The 18,671-nt window shown below is 60.6% G+C and carries 16 protein-coding genes; 4 read left to right on the top strand and 12 right to left on the bottom strand.

Going from position 1 to position 18,671, the window contains the following annotated elements; translation table 11 throughout:
- Window positions 1–13 precede the first annotated feature (13 nt).
- Window positions 14–1,363: an APC family permease gene (locus B5520_RS18050; RefSeq protein WP_079598453.1), complete on the bottom strand. Its 1,350-nt coding sequence runs from the start codon at window positions 1,361–1,363 to the stop codon at window positions 14–16.
- A 9-nt stretch (window positions 1,364–1,372) separates the two neighbouring features.
- Complete coding sequence (locus B5520_RS18055; RefSeq protein WP_079598454.1) at window positions 1,373–2,251, bottom strand: carbon-nitrogen hydrolase family protein; 879 nt, start codon at window positions 2,249–2,251, stop codon at window positions 1,373–1,375.
- A gap of 95 nt (window positions 2,252–2,346) precedes the next feature.
- Between B5520_RS18055 and B5520_RS18060 the strand changes: the two genes are divergently transcribed.
- The gene (locus B5520_RS18060) at window positions 2,347–3,096 is read left to right on the top strand and encodes a FadR/GntR family transcriptional regulator (RefSeq protein ID WP_079598455.1); all 750 of its coding nucleotides are present in this window, start codon (window positions 2,347–2,349) and stop codon (window positions 3,094–3,096) included.
- Between the two features lie 235 nt (window positions 3,097–3,331).
- Here the strand turns inward: B5520_RS18060 and B5520_RS18065 are convergent, their stop codons facing one another.
- From B5520_RS18065 to hisC, 8 genes are all read right to left on the bottom strand, one after another.
- The gene (locus tag B5520_RS18065) at window positions 3,332–4,000 is read right to left on the bottom strand and encodes a hypothetical protein (RefSeq protein ID WP_079598456.1); all 669 of its coding nucleotides are present in this window, start codon (window positions 3,998–4,000) and stop codon (window positions 3,332–3,334) included.
- Window positions 4,001–4,322: 322 nt separating this feature from the next.
- Window positions 4,323–5,558 carry a hypothetical protein gene (locus B5520_RS18070; protein ID WP_079598457.1) on the bottom strand — a complete coding sequence of 412 codons (1,236 nt, stop codon included), beginning with the start codon at window positions 5,556–5,558 and terminating at the stop codon, window positions 4,323–4,325.
- 374 nt (window positions 5,559–5,932) lie between these two features.
- Window positions 5,933–6,766 carry a hypothetical protein gene (locus tag B5520_RS18075; RefSeq protein WP_079598458.1) on the bottom strand — a complete coding sequence of 278 codons (834 nt, stop codon included), beginning with the start codon at window positions 6,764–6,766 and terminating at the stop codon, window positions 5,933–5,935.
- Window positions 6,767–6,871: 105 nt separating this feature from the next.
- On the bottom strand, window positions 6,872–7,765 hold the full coding sequence (locus tag B5520_RS18080; protein ID WP_079598459.1) for a hypothetical protein: 894 nt from the start codon (window positions 7,763–7,765) through the stop codon (window positions 6,872–6,874).
- A gap of 488 nt (window positions 7,766–8,253) precedes the next feature.
- Window positions 8,254–9,663: a helix-turn-helix transcriptional regulator gene (locus B5520_RS22500; protein WP_139386256.1), complete on the bottom strand. Its 1,410-nt coding sequence runs from the start codon at window positions 9,661–9,663 to the stop codon at window positions 8,254–8,256.
- Window positions 9,660–9,896: a hypothetical protein gene (locus tag B5520_RS18090; RefSeq protein ID WP_079598461.1), complete on the bottom strand. Its 237-nt coding sequence runs from the start codon at window positions 9,894–9,896 to the stop codon at window positions 9,660–9,662. Before B5520_RS18090 ends, B5520_RS22500 begins: the two co-directional genes overlap by 4 nt.
- Window positions 9,897–10,327: 431 nt before the next feature.
- Window positions 10,328–11,740 carry an amino acid permease gene (locus B5520_RS18095; RefSeq protein WP_079598462.1) on the bottom strand — a complete coding sequence of 471 codons (1,413 nt, stop codon included), beginning with the start codon at window positions 11,738–11,740 and terminating at the stop codon, window positions 10,328–10,330.
- Between the two features lie 54 nt (window positions 11,741–11,794).
- A complete protein-coding gene (gene hisC, locus B5520_RS18100; protein WP_079598463.1) occupies window positions 11,795–12,892 on the bottom strand; it encodes a histidinol-phosphate transaminase in 1,098 nt (365 codons plus the stop codon).
- Window positions 12,893–12,984: 92 nt separating this feature from the next.
- Here hisC and B5520_RS18105 point away from each other — a divergent pair, with 92 nt between their 5' ends.
- Complete coding sequence (locus tag B5520_RS18105; RefSeq protein ID WP_079598464.1) at window positions 12,985–13,488, top strand: Lrp/AsnC family transcriptional regulator; 504 nt, start codon at window positions 12,985–12,987, stop codon at window positions 13,486–13,488.
- A gap of 116 nt (window positions 13,489–13,604) precedes the next feature.
- Window positions 13,605–15,263: a thiamine pyrophosphate-binding protein gene (locus tag B5520_RS18110; RefSeq protein WP_079598465.1), complete on the top strand. Its 1,659-nt coding sequence runs from the start codon at window positions 13,605–13,607 to the stop codon at window positions 15,261–15,263.
- 183 nt (window positions 15,264–15,446) lie between these two features.
- On the opposite strand, the gene B5520_RS18115 is transcribed toward B5520_RS18110, so the two are convergent.
- Window positions 15,447–16,724 (bottom strand): phospholipase D-like domain-containing protein, encoded by a 1,278-nt coding sequence (locus B5520_RS18115; protein ID WP_079598466.1) that lies wholly within the window; start codon window positions 16,722–16,724, stop codon window positions 15,447–15,449.
- Window positions 16,725–17,003: 279 nt separating this feature from the next.
- On the opposite strand from B5520_RS18115, the gene B5520_RS18120 reads away from it, so the two are divergent.
- Complete coding sequence (locus B5520_RS18120; RefSeq protein WP_079598512.1) at window positions 17,004–17,933, top strand: NADP-dependent oxidoreductase; 930 nt, start codon at window positions 17,004–17,006, stop codon at window positions 17,931–17,933.
- A 45-nt stretch (window positions 17,934–17,978) separates the two neighbouring features.
- Here the strand turns inward: B5520_RS18120 and B5520_RS18125 are convergent, their stop codons facing one another.
- Window positions 17,979–18,638 (bottom strand): dihydrofolate reductase family protein, encoded by a 660-nt coding sequence (locus tag B5520_RS18125; protein ID WP_079598467.1) that lies wholly within the window; start codon window positions 18,636–18,638, stop codon window positions 17,979–17,981.
- Between the last annotated feature and the right edge of the window lie 33 nt (window positions 18,639–18,671).

Consider the following 18,671-nt stretch of genomic DNA (forward strand, 5'->3'; position numbering starts at 1 on the left):
AAACTGACAAGTGTCAGGCGGCTGCCTCGACCGTCGCCTTCTCCGTGGCCGTCATCTCCGGCGGCGAGGCCTTGAAGCCGCGCGTAATCAGGGCCAGAACCACCACGCCCAGCACCAGCCAGGACACACCCAGCGTAATGGCGTTGCTGTCCAGCCGGGAGAGCAGGTAGGCACAGATGACGGCGCCGATCACCGGGACCACCACGTAGGACACCGGGTTCAGCTGCTGCCCGGCCCGGCGCTGGCGCACATAGTGGAACACCACCGCGGCGTTCACCAGCGTGAAGGCGGTGAAGGCACCGAAGTTGATGAACGAGGTCGACGTGGCCACGTCCAGGAAGATCGCGATCAGGCCCACAATGCCGGTGACCACCAGGTTCGCCACCGGGGTGTGGAACTTCTCGCTCAGCCGGCCGAACACGGCCTTGGGCAGGACGGAGTCGCGGCCCATCGCGTACAGCAGGCGGGAGGCGCTGGCCTGCGCGGCGAGGCCGGAGGCGAACTGCGCCACCACCAGACCGGCCAGGAACACGGCGCCGAAAAGCTGCCCGCCGATCTGCAGGGCGATGGAGCTGGCCGCGGAGGCCGAGTCCTCGAACACGCCGCCGGGGTGGACCAGTTGCGTCACGTAGGACACCGCCACGAAGATGCTGCCGCCGATCAGGGCCACGAGCATGATGGCGCGCGGCACCGTGCGGCGCGGGTTGATGGTTTCCTCGGTGAGGGTGGTGACGGCGTCGAACCCCAGGAACGAGTATGCGGCGATGGCCGCGCCGGCGGAGATGGTGGCGAAGCTGGCGGTGTCGTTGAAGAACGGCTGCCCGCTGGCCAGTCCCCCGGCGCCGTTGGCGGACACCACGCTGCCGATGGCCAGCGCCACGAAGAACACGAGAACCAGCAGCTGGAACGCCATCAGCACGTAGTTGGCCTTGTCCGCCACCTTGATGCCCAGGATGTTCAGCAGCGTGGTGATGACGATGAAGCCCACGATCCAGACGCCGACGGGGATGCCGGGGAACTGGGCGCTCAGGTAGGAGCCGCCGATCAGCCAGATGACCATGGGCAGGAAGAGGTAGTCGAGCAGCACGGCCCAGCCCACCAGGAACCCGACGCGGGGATCGATGGAGCGGCGGACGTAGGTGTAGGCGGAGCCGGCCACGGGGTAGGCGATGGCCATCCGGCCGTAGCTGTGCGCGGTGAACAGCATGGCCACAAGCGCCACGAGGTACGCGGCGGACGCGGCGCCGCCGGTGGTTTCGGCGATGATGCCGAAGATCCCCAAGACGATGATCGGGGTCAGGTACGCCAGCCCGAACAGGACCAGCGAGGGCAGCTTCAGCGTGCGGGTGAGGGTGGTTGTCACGGTGTTTCCTTAGGGCTTGTAGGACGGCGGTGTCCAGGTGGCCGGGTTGATCCGGCCTTGGTAGACGGAAAGTTCGACGGCGGGCTCCCCCTCGCGGAACTGCGACCAGGGGCGGTTGAGGTTCTCCGTGCCGTGCGTGCGGACGCGGTCGACGGCGGCAAGGTCCAGTTCCGCGGTGAGCAGCTGCGGTGCGTCGTCTGGTGCTTCGGTGAGGGTGTTGCCCTCCGGGTCCACGATGATGCTCTTGCCCTGGCCGGTGGGGCCGGCGCAGTTGACGCTGACCATAAAGACCTGGTTCACGATGGCGTTTGCCTTGGCGAGGATCAGTTCCTGTTTGCGGTCCGGGGTGGTGGTTTTGACGACGTTGAGGATCACGTCCGCCCCCATCCAGGCGAGCTGGCGGGACACCTCCGGGTACCAGGCGTCGTAGCAGATGTTCAGGCCCACCCTGCCGATGCCGGGCAGGTCCACGGTGGTGAACCGGTCACCGGGGTCGTACGGCTCGAACGGGCGCCAGGGGAAAATCTTCCGGTAGTAGCCGGCGAGCTCCCCGTCCGGGGACAGGACCAGCTGGGTGTTGAACAGCTGGCCTTCCGGGCCGCGTTCGCAGATGCTGCCCGGGACCAGCCAGATGTTGAGGTCTTTCGCGAGCTGTTGGAGCTCTTTGACTCTTGGCCCGTCCAGTGGCTCGGCACTTCCCTGGAGCATTTCGGTGCGCTGCTGGTCCGGGTCTTCATCGCCGAAGAGATGGAGCTCCGGGAAGACGACCAGTTTGCTGTGCGGCTGGGCTTGGAGGGCTTCTTTGACCTCGTCGGCGAAGGCCGAGACGGGTTCGCCGATGAGCCGCGGCCGGGCCTGGGCAGCGATGAGGGGAAGGATGCGTTGCATGGGTTATCTCCGCGTTGGGGTGTGATCCGGGTTATATTAGATCAGAATGAACCAATAAAGGAAAGGGGGGCGGTGTGCGCCGTAAGGTAGCGGATATGACCCGTCAGCTGGAGGAAACCGCCGAGCCCTCACCCATCGGTGCAGATCGGATGCCCGGAACGGACCGGCGCACCGCGATCGATGCCGTCCGGCTCCGGATCGGCATGGCCATTTCGCTGGGGCTGTTGAAGCCGGGCGAGCGGTTGCCCGACCAGGAGGACGTGGCGCTGGGTCTTTCCGTCAGCCCGATCACGGCCCGCCGCGCGCTGGCCAGCTTGGCGGAGCAGGGCGTGGTGGTGCGCCGGCGCGGCCGGGCCGGGGGAACGTTTGTGGCGGATTCGCCGCCTTCGGATGTTTTGGCGGAACTTTCGGCCTCTCCCGCCGAGTCCCAGGCTGTGAATCGTTTGGTGGACCGGCGGCTGCTGTTCGAATGCGCAGTGACGCACTACGCCGCCCTTAACGCCACTCCTTCACAGCTGGATGAGCTGGAGCGGCTGACCCGGGACATGGCTGAGGCCACGGACTGGTCCGTGTATCACCAGGCCGATGAGCGGTTCCATCAGTTGGTGGGAACGGCGTCAGGGATGGGCACCGCCGTAGAGGTCTATCACGAGACCCTCGCCGAGCTCTACGACTACTTCATCCCCTACCCCATCGAGAAGCTGCTCAAGTCGAACCACGACCACATCGCGCTCGTGGCGGCACTGCGTGCCGGGGACATCCAAGAAGCGGTGGAGGTTTCGAGAAAGCACGTGGACATTCTGCACCGGACGATGTTTATGGGGCTGGCGCAGAGCGGAGTCTAGACCACAGTAGCTGACTACATACTTGCTACCCATTACTTTCCTGATCCTGCGTCCGAAACAACCGGCACCGGGGGCGTCGCTCTGTGTAAAGGCGATCGCGCTGCCGATGATACTGAACGTGGGCTTCCTCTTCATGCACAGCACACATCCCAGGCAGGCCGGAACCTTCTGAAGCACAGTCAGTGAAGGGTCTAAGAAATACTGTGCCGTGGACTTGCCTTCGACTTTCTGCGTTTCAGCCCCCGGAACTAAGCTCCAAGACGGCGCCGACTACGAGTACTACAACACCTCCAACTACTGTGATCAGGAGTGTGATGGCGTGGTCCCCCCACCTCCTGCTGAGCCACGACTTGTTGCTCTTAGAATCCTTGGTTCCCGTTTTAGTTATCGAACCCTTCGGGCTGGGGTTGGATGCTTTCGAGGCGCCCACGTCGTTGGACTGCAGACTCAGCGGCTCATGAACAATCTCCGCCTCAGGCGCTATCCGGCGAATGTCTTTGGATGTCGTCAGACTCTCCATCAAGTCATGGCTCAACTTCTCAACTTCGATTCGGTTGCTCCCACTAACCCCTACCCTGAAGTCCGGGCGGCCCTCTTTGCCGAACCAACCTCTGAGCGCCAGCAACTCAATGCCACCGTCTCGACAAAAAGCGAAGAGATCAACAACCAGCGGTACCGCATGATTCAACTTGAAGGCTTCCCGAAGCTCGGATAAAGAATCTCGCTCAAACGACCGGTTATCGGAAGTATCCCCCTGGACCCTCCACGATGTATCCAGGCGACGACCCTCACGGGACACCTTCAGGGTGGTCCCCCACACTGTCTCCAGCAAGTCCCAAAGGTCACCAACATCCGTCCCCTCGCGGGGCCGAATCTCAATATCTCGGCTAAATCGGTCGGCCACGATAACTTCCTTCTCATGTCTCTGGGTAAGACTACGGTGCCGCAGTTTGATTGTCCTCTGACGCAACTGGCGCTGTTGCTGACTACTCTGCGCCAACAACAGATGAGTCCGTAGGCACTAGCAGGCCAAGCCACACCATCGTTGGTTCGTTCGGACTCCTCTAATGCACATTTCAGTTGGCTCCGAGTGTGTCTCTCGAACAAGCAGGGCACCGCCGGATGCAATAGCGGTGCCCTGCCACCCCGGCAATGGACGAAGGATCATTCCTCAATATCGCGCCGAGAAGTTGTCTACATTCCTTGTCGAAGAATCCATAACCGCCTCAGTGTTCGATACTGGATTGCACTGACCTTCGAATGTCATCCAGGGCCGTCGCCACTCGCACTCGCACTTGATTCCATGCCCCAGCCCAATCAGTCGTCACCGGAGGGAGGCCAAACCGCCCACGCGCTGCGATCGCCGCAGCCCGAGAATCCAAGCCACTGTGCTGCCGCTCGTTCCGCAGGACTCGCGCATCCCGAATCACCTTGAGTGCCGCAATCGCCTCACTCCTCGCAGGTTCGTCAAGAGACTGATTGAACCATGCCGTAAGGCGATTTAGCGTTCCGACCACCTCTTTACCATCGACGAGTTCGACTTTTGGAATTTTAAACTGATCAACCACAGTGAAAAGGGCCGTCATGCGCGTGTCGTAATCTGATCGACTGACAGCAGGAAGCCCGAGCAAACTAGCTGACTCAAGATCCGGCGCGGTCACCAGGCGAGTGCCATTGGTCCATTTGGGATGCGTCAATAAAACGTGAGTTAAGTAGTCCAAGGTTTGTACAAGTGTTAGTGGGGAAACAAGCTCCTCCGGCTTGTGGAACGCAAGAGCTTTCCCGTTGACTACATCCAAGTACTGTGCGCTATCAGCAACCTCGATATACGACCTGAGCCAGGCACCACTCTTGGCAATAAGATCGTCCCCCTCGACTTGGATTGGAGTGAACTCCTGTCGAAGGACAGACGTTGTAAGCCTGTCGGAGAATTCGAAGGGCTTTGCCATATGCGTACTCCGAAGATGCTTCGTAAAGTTCTTCAGCGGGTGCTTGCCTTCAATTACCTCCATGGGTTTTGGCTCTAGTTCCGCATCCGCCAGGGCGATCTGTTGGACTACATTGACTAAGTCATCGGCCGTTGCTCGACCAGAGGTTTCGCGCCCTAAAGCGTGCAGGCCCGCAATAGTCAAACCCACGTGCACATTCAGTTGCGGTGGCAAACCTTCCACCGACCCTCCCCACCAAACGAGACCGTAGCTCGCCATGTTGGAGCGTCCGGTTGCTACCTTGGGAAGAGACTGCAGAACCTCGAAAGCATCTGTCACCTCGGGGTGAGTTTCGTACACTTTTCTAGAGACGAAATCCCAGGTCGGCCACGCGGGCTCAATATTGAAGTTTTCAGCGTTGTAAACGGGCTTCCAAATCGCGCTCAAAAGAGCAAGTTGAACGGGCTCAAGCGTCATTTTCAGAACGTTGTCGCTAACGTCGACGACTCCTGTGTCTACTTCCAATTCTGTCATTGTTACCCTTCCGTTTAGATGACGACGTATAGGGGATCAAGTTTTGCACGGCCCAATGTAAACATCCCTAACGCGACCCTTCGCACTGCGTTTGTGTCGCGGAGCCCGGAAATGGATGAAGCACAGTGCACATTCAGCAGGTGGCGACGTTTAGCTGTTGGGGTTAGAAAGTCATCGCACAGCAGTAAGGAACGCAACGGATGGCGATGGCTTGCTTGTTAGGTCAGGGGACACAAACCTGCACGAACAGAAAGAACAAGCATTCATCGCCTAAGACATCTTGGGTGATGGAGGCACCTTCTCGTAGGGATACTCTGGGTCTATCAAATCCCACATAGGACGTTGAGGATGACCATGCCTCTTGAGTACATTCATCATGACCCTGTACTCGTGCAGGTATGGCAACCAGTGCTTTCTCTTGTGTAGGTCCCTTTCAATGACATCCGCTGATTTCCAAAGCCAATAAAATTCAAGCACGTTGCCAGACAGGTCGAGGGGCGATAGGTCTCGCTGGTGGATTGGCAGGTCGGTCCTTGGGTGCGAGGAGTTCTTGCTGCGTCGAGTTGGTGGCTTCTAATCCTTTCTGGCTCCACATTCTTGACCAGATCGTTCAAGCCCGAATCCCTAAGCCTGCCGAGGGCTACTTGCATATCCGAGCCAAGTGCTTCTGAGTAGGGTCCTATCCGATATAGTGCCTTGTTGATGGCATCCAGTTCATACCTGATCGTTGCAAGAACAGTGTCATTGTTCGGGGTGCGGATTAGAACCCCCGAGAAGTCCAGGTGGTCAGGATTTTTTTTGACTGGGTATCGAGCGATGACATGCAGCATGATGATGAGGTCGTTGATGCGACGCTGCACCTCATCCAGGTCCATGAACACCAGTGAATAGATCTCGCGCTGCTTACGATGCCGAGGAATTGTGATGACCAGTAGGTTGAAAAAGTATGCGGTCAGGATAGCCAAACTCAAGTCGTACAGGATCGGACGGTCATCAGATTCAATCTTGAAGCCGAACTGGTTGCTGCCTATGACGGTAGTGACTACAAGGGTCAGTGCAGCAAGGGCGGCGACAACATGGATGCCTGTGCTTTCCACCCATTTGAGAAATACCATAAAAATGGTTCGTCCCAGTTCCCGGGCGTAGTCCCCGATGTCCGGCAACAACTCCCGGATGATGTTCCACCACCTGACGATAACCTTCCTCATGGCGAAACCCTACCTGTCAGAAGATCCAATACCTGTACGGTTCTGAAGGACTCGCTACGACTGCGGGAGTATGAAGCGGTAAACCTGCACGAACAGAAGGAATGACTACTTGCTGTTCTCTTCCACATAGTCATCATTCGTAGCCGTTGGAGGGTATTCCTTATACGGATACTCCGGGTCGTTCTCTTCCATGCCGAACCAATACATGATGGGGCTGGCTCTTGGGCGATCCTTACTCATTCGTTCCCGATGGGTGGGCATCGTGTACTTATCAACCAGTTCCCTGACACTTTCAGTTGCCTTGTAGTACGTGAGGAAGGCTCCAGTCCACCCTGCGAGGTGTTGCCGTTTCAGTGTGTATTCAGTACCGCCGGTGTATGCACGGGTTGGTTGTCCACTCGTCTGCCTGAGTTCATCCACCGAGACGCTTGAGGAATAGCCAGTCTTCTTGTACGGCGCGAATGCCATGTGCAGGAAGTCCTGGTTCTCGTGCTGGAGGCATTCCTGTAAGTCCAGCGGCAGGTCTGCTGCATAGGGGATGATGTCAGCGTATGCGGACTCTGCCTGACTGAGGCGTTCGGCAATATGGGCTTTGATGTGAGGGTTGTCGTTGCTAGCCATCAGAACCTTTTTCAGGTGTTCCTCGGTAATCCTGTGGGGAGGGCACTTGGCGAGGCGTTCCAGATCCCGGATGATATCCATCCCGTTATTGGCAATGATCCTCAACGGAGTCCTGAGCGTGATGAAGCGGGACTCCTGCTTCTTCTTGGCGGGTAGTTCCACAACGAGATAGTTGAAGGCATAGGCGGCGAGGAGACCAAGGCTAAGGTCATACAGCCATGGCTCAGGGTCAGCCTGCTGGGTGCCGGGTTGAGGTACTTCCTGCGGGAAGTGACTGACAACCGTTGTGTATATGAAGGTGGCAAGAGAAGCCAGGGCAATCAGGTGTATGCCTATGCGTTCCAGCCATCGTTCTACCCGGTTCCGAATTTGCTTCACCGAGAGAGACTACCCGGACGGTGTTGGCGGGCGAATTCGTGGTTGCGACCTGTGGCAGGATGACAGCAGGTATGCGGGGGGTGCTTCTCTCTTGTGTGCGGCTTCCTGTTCCTGTGATGAGAGAGTGCTTCCCTATGACCACCACCAGCGAGTTCAAGTACCTGGACCCGGATATTTATGAACCTGCTGATTACGGGTCAGCCGAGGACTTTACGGTTGATGAAGCGATGGGGCTGTGGGAAGAGGCAGCAGAGGCTTCGTTCCATGAACTGCCGGAACCGGGAACCACCTGTCAGAAGTGCTCCACGCACTGGAATGCATGCACCTGCCCGGACGGGGCAACCTATGACTCCGATGTGTTTTTCATCCACGATGATGCCGAGGAGATTGCCTCTTACTTCTTGGCTGCGTGGGAGTATTCGCTGCTGTTGCACTCTTCTCATGTACTTCCCCATTATCCTGCACAGGGGAGAGAGAAGAGCGCGAGGTTAGGAGTCGGTGTTTTTCCTGGGCGAGGGTGTTGCCTTGCTGTGGGCAGGAGTTCGCTTACCCTCTTGGTTCCCACGCTTCTTGGCACCCTCATCGTTGGCAGGGTGGTCCGGGTGACCCGCTGGAATGTTGATCCCCTTGGGACGCTCAATCACTGTTCCTGAATTCACTACCACCAGCCCACCCAATACTTGGGTTTCGCTCCGTGGTGGTTCATCGCTGAGTACAGCCCTCAATCCTGCTGCCTGTATCAGGGTCATTTGCTTACTATCCCTGTGCAGGCTCCATACCTTTTTCAGAAGGCTGTTCATGGTGGGGGCTTCAAACTTCGCCATCAGCTGCTTCACGACATGAAGGACGGTCGCCGGCTTGGTTGATAGGCGGGCAGCGATACTGTTGATCCTCCTACCCCGGAACAACCCTTCAAGGACAGTAGCCTCCTGCTGTGAGAAGCCCATCCCCTTCAACTGGGATGCTTTCAGTTTTGGTTTTAGTATCCGTTGAACCCTGCCCGTACCCGAGGGCAGATTGGGTATCGTACGCTTCCTCGTGAATCCAGAAGACTTCGCTGGTGATGAGGAGCCGGCAGATTCTGGTGAAGCCTCCACTGCTTCATGGGTGGATACGGACACCTGCTTGCCATCAACGACGGTGTACTTTCCGCCGCTGGATGACGGAGGAAGCGGCTGACCTGTTTGCTTTTCATCCGGGTCATCAGAGTGTTTCCCTCCGATGATAGTGACTTCCACATGGTCTGCTGGGTACTTGTAATTCGACCAACCAGTAAGTGGTGAGCCTGAGCGGATGGAATAAGTGTCGTCTACCTGGTTCCACTGGAACCCTGATTCCTTCACCACAACGCCAGTGCTTTCGGACTGATCATCGGTTGGTGGACTCCCCTGAACAGTGCCCTTGTCAGCAGTGTTCTTTCTCCTCAGCCTGTCCAAGAATTCCTGCGGAAACGCTGATACGAATTCCGTGCCATCAAGTGCCTTCAAAGCCCGTTGTTCTGCTTGTTGCAGTTGGTAGCGGTTGATGGCATCCGTGGTGATGGTACGGAGTTCTTGCTCTGTCAGGTCTTGAATAAGGGAAGCAGCGTCAACCATGCGTTCCGATTCGGCGGTGGGTGCGAAAGCCTTTCGCTGTTCTTCTTTCAGGTAGCGGTAGAGCGGAGCAGTTGTTTCCGACGTAGTGGATTCTTCCTGTGCCTCATGCTGAACAGCAGTCTGGGCTTTCTCCTCTGCCTTCTGCTGAGCAGTGCTGGCAGAAGATTCCGCGGTGGGCCGGAGGGTGACTGTTTTGGTTGCCTGCGGGATGTCAGCAGGAGGACGGTATGCAGGTCTGAGTGCTATGGCATTGGCGAGGTCACCCCAGAAGGAGTCCCGTTGCTTGAGCGGTCGTTCCTTCATTCGGATACTCCTGTATTGGAGGGTGCCGGCTGTGGGTCTTCCATCATCTTGCCTGCAAGCAGTCCCAGAAGGAGCATGGCTCCAACTCCGGACATGAAGTTTCCACTGCGACCTTCCATTGCCCAGGAGACAGCCCCACCCAAGAGTGCGAAGGCAATGCCTGCAACGAGGTGGGCGGCGATGAGCCTGCCGTACTTGTGGTCGCTGGTGGTATCCATGTTGATGATGGTCAACAGGAGTCTTCCTACCGCCAAGCAGAATCCTCCAAGGCTTCCTTCAAGCCATGCTTGGCTCCAGAGGAAACTCACATCAAACGCCACAATCTCCCCTTGCTGTACAACCGGCTTCAGTAATTCTCAGATTACAGGTCTGGTTATCCACAGTGACTTCTGCTACGGAAGTCGTCGGGGACAGAGGGGTGCGCTTAGGCTTGCCGGTTTGCGCACGCCATCCGACCGCTTTGGGCGAAGGAACATGGAACGGCGTCGGGCCGCACGACTCAAGCAAGAGGGTTTCTAGCGCACTGCTGGCAAGGCAGCTAGGCCCAAGTTCAAGGCAATCAGTGTGGCCAGCTCGGTATGAGTTGCCAAAGGCGCGCCCGGCCAAAGCCGGACGCGCCATTCGTGTGCACTGAACCACTCGCAGCGATTCAAGGCGGTTGATTTCAGTCGATGAGCACCGGCTGCTTGTCACTCTCGGAAGATTCGACACGCGGCCGGACGTCGCGCTTCCGGTGGTTCAGCCAGTTCGCCACCGCCAGCAGCGCCACGAGTCCGAAGGTGCTCAGAAGCTGGGGACGGGAATCCTCGCCGATGAAGCCCACCGTGAAGATCGCCGCGAGGATGAGCAGGCCAAAGCCCGTGAGCCACGGGAAGCCGGGCATCCGCAGGGGAAGTTCCGTCCCCTCCCGGTCGGCACGGAGGCGCAGCGCGAGCTGGGCGAGCAGCGCGGACGTCCACACCAGCAGGCACGTCGAGCCCACAATGTTCAGCAGGACGCCAAGGACCATCTCGGGGAACGCCAGCTCCAGCACAACCGTGACAACACCGAAAGCAACGCTGGCCAGGACTGCGGCAACCGGGACCCGCGCCTTGGACACTGAGGCAAGGAAGCGGGGCGCTTCGCCCCGCTCCGCGAGGGAGTACGCCATCCGGGAAGCACCGTAGAGGTTGGCGTTGAGCGCGGATAGCAGTGCTGCCACGGCTACCAGCGTGATGGCGGTGGCTGCCCCGGGCATGCCGGCGGCCTCCAGCACCGCGGCAAACGGGCTCTTCAGCCCCTCAGAACCTATGGGAACCACGGCAGCAATGATGAAGATGGCACCGATGTAGAACACCAGGATGCGCCACAGCACCGTCCGGACTGCCTTCTTGACGCTCCGGGCCGGCTCGGCGGTCTCGGCTGCCGCCACGGAAACAATCTCGGTGCCGCCGAACGCGAAAGCCACCACAAACAGCGCCGTGGCAATCCCGGCAAAACCGCTCGGGGCAAAGCCGTCGCCCATGAAGTTGGACAGGCCCGGCGACTGGACGCCCGGCAGCCAGCCGAAGAGAAGGGCAGCGCCCACAGCCAGGAAGGCCACGATTGCCGCCACCTTCAGCAGCGCGAACCAGAACTCGAACTCGCCGAAGTTCTTCACGCTCGTCAAGTTCACGGCGGTGAGCACCACGATGAACACAAAGGCCATCAGCCACACGGGCAGCGCCGGGAAGATGGTGGCCAGCAGGCCCGCCGCACCAAGCGCTTCAGCTGCAATGACCACCACGAGCTGCAGCCACCACAGCCAGCCCACCGTGGCACCGGCCACCGGCCCGTAGGCCTTGGCGGTGTAGACGGAGAAGGCACCGCTGTCCGGGTTGGCGGCGGCCATCTCACCGAGGGCCCACATCACGAGGATGATGAGCGTGCCGGCCACGAGGTAGGAGATCAGCACAGCCGGGCCGGCCGCTTGGATGCCGGCGCCGGACCCGATGAACAGGCCCGCGCCGATCGCGCTGCCGAGCCCCATCATGGTGAGCTGCCGGGGTTTGAGGGCGGCGCCGAGTGGGCGCGCAGACGTCTTTGTCTGTTGTTCCATGGGGATTCCTCTAGATAGTAGGTGGAACGGGTTGTGGTTGTGTGTCAAAGAGTTTCAGCCTGCGTGGGCTTCCAGGATCCGGAGCACGCGGTCGTTCGAGGCGGGGTCGGCAACGGTAATCCGCACGCCGTCGCCCTGGTACGCCCGGACCAGGATGTCCGCGCGGTCGAACGCCTCGATGAGTCTCGCCCGAAGATCGTCATCGGCACGGATCCACAGGAAGTTGCCCTGGCTCGGCTGCAGTTTCCAGCCCCGGGCTTCCAGCAGCGCGGCCATCCGTGCACGCTCCTGCTTCACGGCGGCCACACGTGCTTCCATCTCCTCCCCCGCGTCCAGTGACGCGGTAGCCGCCGTCTGGGCTAGCGCGCTCACCGAGAAGGGAAGGGCGGTCCGGCGCAGTCCTTCAGCAATGGCCGGCGAGGCCATCGCGTACCCCACGCGCAGGCCCGCAAGCCCGTAGGCCTTCGAGAAGGTGCGCAGGATGCAGACGTTGGGGTACTCGCGGTAGAGCGCCAGGGAATCGGGGCCGCTGCCTGCTTCGGCGTATTCCACGTAGGCCTCGTCGATCACCACGAGGATGTCGGAGCGGACGAATTGCAGGAAGGCCTCGATGCGTTCGTGGGTGATCGACACGCCGGTGGGATTGTTGGGCGTGCACAGCAGGATCACCTTCGTGCGCGCAGTGACGGCCGCGGCCATGGCATCGAGGTCGTGGCACTCAAGGTGGTCCAGCGGGATGCGGACCGGCCGGGCGCCCGCCAGCTCCACCAGAATGGGATACGCCTCGAAGGAGCGCCACGCAAAGATCACCTCATCCCCGGCGTCGCACAGTCCGGTGATGATCTGCTGGAGGACGCCAACGCTTCCCGGTCCCACGGCGACCTCCGCGGCCGTGACGCCGAGGTGGCGGGCAATCCGCTTGCGGAGTTCGACGGCGGCACTGTCCGGGTAGCGGTTCATCGCACCGGCCGCGGCGGCCACCGCAGTAACGGCTGCGGGCAGCGGTTCGTAGTGGCTTTCGTTGCTGGCGAGGGCTGCGACGTCCATGCCGGCGCTGCGCCGGCCCGGGACGTAGGACGGAAGTCCGGTGACTGCGCTTCTAAGGGTGGGACGCGCGGTGCCCGGTCTGGTCAGGAGCTGATCAGGGGTCATGAGGACCGATCATGTTGTGATCCGGCCCACATTGCAAGATACGCTCTAGTCATTGGGACAACTGCTCAACTTCTACTGTATGTGGTGAAAATATGACCATCGCGAACTCTCGCACCCTCGATTCCCTGGACGGCCGGATCATCCTGGCCCTCGACAAGGACCCCGAAGCCAGCGCCCTGGCACTCTCGCGGACGCTCGGCGTCGCGCGGAATACCGTCCACGCCCGGCTGGCACGGCTGGAGCACAGCGGCGCCCTCCGCTCCTTCAGCCGGAGACTGGACCCCGCCGCACTTGGCTACGAACTCATGGCCTTCCTCTCGCTGTCCATCAGCCAGACACGCACCGGTACCGTGGAGGACGGGCTCGCGGCGATCCCGGAGGTCATCGAGGTGCACGCCACCACCGGCGACGCGGACCTCATGGCCAAGGTGGTGGCCCGCGGCACCGCCGACCTCTACCGCATCACCAACGAGATCCTGGAAATCGACGGAATCGAACGGACCAGCACGGCCATCTCCATCCTGGAACTCATGCCGCCCCGCTACGACGGCCTCATCAGCAGGCTGTCCGAGCAGGAGTCACGCACTGCGGACTAGGGGTGATGCACGCCACAGATAGGCAGATTTTCAGTTCACTCTTCCCCTTGCTGCCAATAATCCCAGCGAAATTCATCGCTATTGCTTATCTGAGGCCTGGCGCACAGGCTTCCTGCATGACTTCACTTACCGTCTCAGGCCGCGTGGCCCAGGTTCTCAGCAGTTATGTCAGCGATGTCTTCGGCGTCATGGGCAACGGGAACGTCTACTTCCTGGACGCCGCGGAGAAGCAGGGCATCCGGTTCTCCCCCGTCCGGCATGAGGGCGCCGCCATCGCCGCGGGCGACGCCTACTACCGGACCTCCGGCCGCCTTGCAGCGGGCACCACCACCTACGGCCCCGGCTACACCAACGCACTCACGGCCCTCGCCGAGGCGGTGCAGGCGCAGATCCCCGTCGTGCTGGTCACCGGCGACGCACCGAGCAGCGGTGCCCGGCCCTGGGATGTGGACCAAGCGGCCATCGCCACGGGCATCGGCGCGGCCACCTTCACCGTCACCCGCGACGCCGCGGGCGCCATCACCCGGCAGGCGGTGGAGTACGCGCTCACCAAGCGGACCGCCGTCGTCCTTGCCATCCCCTACGACCTCGCGGCCCTCGACGCACCGGAAGAGGACCTCCCCGCGCCGCTGGCAGCAAAGGTGACGGACGACGTCGACGGCAGCCTTGGGCAGGTGGCTCGCCTGCTCGCCGGGGCGAAGCGGCCGCTGATCCTGGCCGGCCGCGGTGCGCACCTCGCCGGCGCCGGCCCGGTGCTCCGGGAGCTCGCCGACCGCCTGGGCGCCTTGACCGCCGGAACGGCTCTGGCGCTCAACCTCCTGCAGGGCGAGGGGTACCTCGGCGTTGCGGGCGGGTTCGGCACGGACACCGCGGCCGGACTCATGGGTGAGGCGGATGTGGTCCTGGTGGCCGGGGCGAGCCTGAGCCCTTTCACCATGCGGTTCGGGCACCTGCTCGGCCCGGACAGCACCGTCATCCAGATCGACGCCGGCCTGGAAGCGACCAACCCGCGGGTGGACCTGTTCGTCAGCGCTGATGCGAAGACCGCGGCGTCACGCCTCCTGTCATTGCTGGATGGTGAGGCTGCGGCGGAGGGCTGGCGGGCGGAAGCCCTCCGGCGTCTGGCTTCCGGGCCGGGGCACCACCCAGGCTCCGACGAGACCCCGGACGGCCGGCTGGACCCGCGCTCCCTTGCCACGGCGCTGGATGCGGTGCTGCCTGAACGTCGAACGGTGGTCCAGGACGGCGGGCACTTCATCGGCTGGGCACCCATGTACTGGAACATCCCCCGGCCGCAGGACCTGGTGATGGTGGGGACCGCCTTCCAGTCCATCGGGCTGGGACTCGCGAGTGCCGTCGGGGCGGCCCGTGCAGTGGAGGACGGCCGGACCCTGGTGCTGGCGTCGGGCGACGGCGGTTTCCTGATGGGCCTGTCCGACCTCGAATCGCTCATCGGCACAGCCCGCAGCGCGGTTGTGGTGATCTACAACGACGCCGCCTATGGAGCCGAAATCCACCAGTACGGCTCCCAGGGCCTGACCGAAAAGCCGATGCTGATCCCCGAGGTGGACTTCAGAGGCGTCGCCCGCGCGCTCGGCGCCGAGTCGGCGATCATCCGCTCACTGGCGGACCTTTCCGCGCTCACGGACTGGATCGACGCCGGGGCCAAGGGAACGTTCGTGGCCGACTGCCGGATCACGTCGAGCGTCCGGGCTCCATGGCTGAGCGAGTGGATGAAAGCGTCCCAGGCCGCGAAGGCGGCGGTGGCGGGGTAGTTGACCCGCGCTCGCACACATCCTGTCGGCATATCCAGGGCTAACGGGTGAATCAAAGAAGTCCTAGGCTGAGTGACAACACGTTAGAGCAACAAACGATGAGGTCGCCCATCTTGCTTAAAAGCTGAAGATTACTATGAGCAACTGACGCGCGACGTGGGCCTCCAACCGGAGGGCATCAACTTATTTTAGTGATCTTGCAGCAATCACTGGCTGCCCTTTGATGGTGACTGCTCGCAGGACGAATTGACGACCGATCGGCCCAAAGAAGACATCGGCCTTGTTTCCATACAACCGGCCTTTATAAAGAAAGGGTGAAGTGAAATGCCTCAAGACGCTTTCAGCAAAAATAGCATTGTTATCATTTACCCATTCCATCCATTGGTTAACTGCATCTCGAGATTTTGCAACTTTTGACGCTGCACTGATCTTCAATACGGCAATTCCCTGCGTACTGAAACCGATGCTGACAGTACATATTTTCTGGTCAGTCAGCGTACGGATCTCAACTTTGGCGCGTCGTCCAAGCCAAGGCCTTCGCGACCAGTCCGCTTCCAAATGCAATTTGCAGTGCCGTCCGTTGATCTGGACTGTCCCGAGTACAAGCTTTGGTGCGATGAAGGTAATCCTCGTGCGCACCACCCGCGCCCAACCTATTTTTCCGTTGTCCTCATTTATGCAGAGATAACGAGTTCGCTCATTCAGTTTGATATTGCTTCCATTTATATGCCAAGACGTCAAGTCATACCCTCGATCAACTACGAGGCTGGTCGTCGGCCGAATGCTGTAAGTATTAGTAACATCCCTGACCTTTCCAAAGGCAACAGAATTGGATGTTGGCGCTCTATGCAAGGCCGACCGAAGGAGCTCAAGGCGTCGCACTTCCTCTTGTTGCCGCTCAAAGCGCTCCTTCGCCTCCCGGAGGGCGTGAAGTTCCGCGACCCTCTTATCTGCCTCCGCGGCAGCAGTTTGGGCTTTACGGTAATTCTCGGCAATCTCGGGCAACAGGGCCTTCATGTCAGCGACCATTTCCGGCGTTATCGGCGAGCGCTGCTCCAACCAGGGCTGGATGAACTTCTCAATGTCGCTGACAACGCTGGCTTCGGTAAAAACAACGCTGGCCTCTTTGTTCCGCGTTCCGCCGTTTGTGAGGTTTTGGCTACCGACGCTGGCAAATTGCCTGGAAACTATGATCACCTTGGCGTGAAGTTGATCAACATGGAAGAGAGCGTGCCCCTCGTCCATGAGCTTACTAAGAGTGGTTAGAGAGGACGCACCATTTGCGAACAGTTCTGCCCTGAAGTCAGTATGAACCTCTAATGAACCGTCGCGTAGTTGTCGAGTAACAGAGTGCGCAGTGCTGGAAGTGATGAACGGTGAAAAAATTTTGACGCCGGTCGCGTTAGTTCCAAGCTCCTTCTGCCATCGTCGAGCGATATTTCGATCTACATATAGTTCCATCTGCCCCCGCCAAGACGTTTTTCCCACTTAGTCTACAAATTGCCAAGGTATAGGAATAGGGGGTCGGGAAAACAGAACTACCTGTCTCACATGCGTGCCGCGCCTCCACAGCAGCGCGTCCCGCGTCTGTCCCGCCCGAATGTTTCGGCCTGCGGAGCCCCAAGACAACGCCACATTCTCATGGCCTGCATCCGTTGCCGGGCCTGACCTGGCCGTGCGACACACCACTTAGCGCCGGGATTCGGAATAGTGAAGCGCCGCTGCGCTGTTGTGGAGATCATGAAGGCAATTGCTTACAACACATACGGAAACCCAGACGTCCTCGAATTTGGTGATCAGCCAATGCCGAAAGTCGGGCCGGGAATGGTCCTGGTCAAAGTCAAGGCCGCCGCCGTGAACCCGGTGGATTGGAAAATCATGGCCGGGTCTCTGGACGCCGTCATGGATCTGCAGTTTCCGGCCATCCCCGGCTGGGATGTAGCAGGGGTTGTGGAGTCGGTGGGAATTGACGCCCGGCAGTTCCAGCCCGGCGACGAGATTATCGCCTACGGCCGCAAGGACTACGTCCACGGTGGAAGCTTTGCCGAGTACATCGCGCTGCCGGAGCGGCTCCTGGCGCGGAAGCCTGCCTCGCTCGGGTGGAATGAATCGGCGGGCCTGCCGCTGGCCGGCCTGACCGCCTACCAGGTTCTTAACCGGCTGGGGCTGAAGTCCGGCGAAACTGTCCTGATCCACGGGGGCTCCGGAGGCGTGGGCTCCCTTGGCATCCAGATCGCTGTGGCCCGCGGCGCCAGTGTCATCGCCACTGCCTCAGAGAAGAATCACGAGTTCCTCCGCTCCCTGGGAGCCGAGCCCGTTGCCTACGGGGACGGGCTCGCGGAGCGCGTTCGCTCGCTGCGTCCCAACGGCGTGGACGTCGTTGCCGATTTCGTAGGCGGAAACCTCGAGGCGACACTGGCCGTGCTGGCCGAAGGAGGCCGGCATGCCTCGATCGCCGACAGCGAAGTGGAAGAGCACGGCGGCGACTGGATGTGGGTCAATCCGGTGGGAGACGACCTGCAGGAACTCGCCGACCTGGCGTACAGCCGGAAAATGCGCGTGGAAGTTGCCGAGGTCTTTCCGCTGGAAAAAGTCGCTGATGCCTTCCGGTCCAACATGGAAGGGCATACCCGCGGCAAGATCGTGATCGCCATAGACCAGGATTCCTGATCCCGGCAGCTTGCTGACTAAGGTTCCGTTCCTTGGAGCGGAGCCCTAGTCAGCCGCGCGACGGGTGAAGACCAGATGCACCACCCCGCACGGGGAAGGGCTCGCTTCAATGTCAAAGCGTTCTTCGAGTCCTTCGAGCCCGTCCCAGAGCCGTTCGCCACGGCCCAGGAGAATCGGCACGAGGACGACATGCATGTGGTCGATCAGGTCTGCCTCCAGGAACTGCCGCACCGTGCTGGCGCCGCCGCCGATCCTGACGTCCAGTCCCCCGGCCAGGGCGCGGGCCTTCTCAAGCGCGGAGACGGGGTCGGCATCAACGAAATGAAAGGTTGTTCCGCCTTCCATCTCGAGGACCGGCCGGGGATGGTGTGTCAGGACAACCACGGGGGTGTGGAACACAGGGTTCTCGCCCCACCACCCCTTCCAATCCTCGTTCTCCCAAGGACCGCGCTGAGGGCCGAACTTGTTGCGCCCCATGATTTCGACGCCGACCCCGGGTCCCCACTGGCTGGCGAACGCCTCGTCAATGCCAAAGGATCCTTCCGATTCCCCGTGGAGGCCCATGGCGCGGAAGGTCCGCGTCTCGAAGGCCCACTCCAGCAGCCGCGTGCCGGCGTGGCCGAATGGAGCGTCCAGTTGCTGGCCCTCACCGGTGCCGAAACCGTCGAGGGAGACCGAGAAGTTATGCACGCGGACAAGGGACATGTCGTCGCTCCTGAAGTGTCGTTGGCAGTCACT

The organism is Arthrobacter sp. P2b (assembly GCF_900168295.1).
In the GTDB taxonomy this organism is placed as follows: Bacteria; Actinomycetota; Actinomycetes; order Actinomycetales; family Micrococcaceae; genus Arthrobacter.